This window comes from Lentzea roselyniae (assembly GCF_039537795.1).
Taxonomy (GTDB): domain Bacteria; phylum Actinomycetota; class Actinomycetes; order Mycobacteriales; family Pseudonocardiaceae; genus Lentzea; species Lentzea atacamensis.
Genome location: NZ_BAABBE010000131.1, coordinates 1 through 896, shown reverse-complemented (window position 1 = coordinate 896; position 896 = coordinate 1). Strand labels below are relative to the sequence as shown.

Sequence of the window (896 nt, the reverse complement as noted above, 5' to 3'; positions counted from 1 at the left end):
AGAGTTCCTAACAGATTGATCAACTGTGGTGACTGAACTTCCATGATCGTTGATCATGGTGGGGTGAGGAAGGGTGAGCAGCCACCATGGATCGTGTCCGACGACCTGTGGGAACGAATCGAGCCGTTGTTGCCCCGGTGGGAGTACGCGCTGCCCAAGCTGGGCCGCAAGCGCATCCCGGACCGGCAGGTCCTGCAAGGCATCCTGTTCGTGCTGCATACCGGCATCCAGTGGGAGTTCCTGCCCCAGGAGCTGGGTTTCGGGTCCGGGATGACGTGCTGGCGGCGCCTGGCCGAGTGGAACGAGGCCGGGGTGTGGCAACGGCTGCACGAGGCGCTGCTGGCCGAGCTGAACGCGGCCGGGAAGCTGGACTGGTCGCGGGCGGTCATCGACAGCTCGCACGCACGTGCGGCACGCCGTGGCCCAAAAGCGGTCCGAGCCCGGTCGACCGCGCCCGGCCTGGCTCCAAGCACCACGTGATCACCGAGGGCGGCGGCATCCCGCTCGCGGCCAGCCTGACCGCTGGCAACGTCAACGACATCACCCAGCTGTTCCCGCTGGTCGATGCGATCCCGCCGGTGCGCGGCCGGCGCGGACGTCCTCGCCGACGGCCGGACGCGTTGTACGCCGACCGCGCCTACGACTCCGCCAGGCACCGCGAAGAGTTGCAGGACAGGGGGATCGACCCGCAGATCGCCCAGCGTGGAGAGGAACACGGGTCCGGGCTCGGCGCGATCAGATGGGTCGTCGAGCGCACGATCGCCTGGTACCACGGCATGCGGCGCCTTCGCATCCGCTGGGAACGCCGCGACGATATTCACGAGGCGTTCCTCGGCCTGGCTACCTGCGTGATCTGCTACCGACACGTCAAAACCCTCTGTTAGGAACTCTAAGCA

Annotated in this window: 1 protein-coding gene; it reads left to right on the top strand. The window is 67.0% G+C overall.

Annotated features, from left to right (window positions below):
* The first annotated feature begins 42 nt into the window (after window positions 1–42).
* Window positions 43–884, top strand: a protein-coding gene (locus tag ABFX45_RS46185; protein ID WP_346137427.1) for an IS5 family transposase whose coding sequence is annotated in 2 segments (ribosomal slippage) — window positions 43–427 and window positions 427–884 — 843 coding nt in all. Because the reading frame shifts where the segments join, the coding sequence is not laid out codon by codon here.
* Window positions 885–896: the final 12 nt, after the last annotated feature.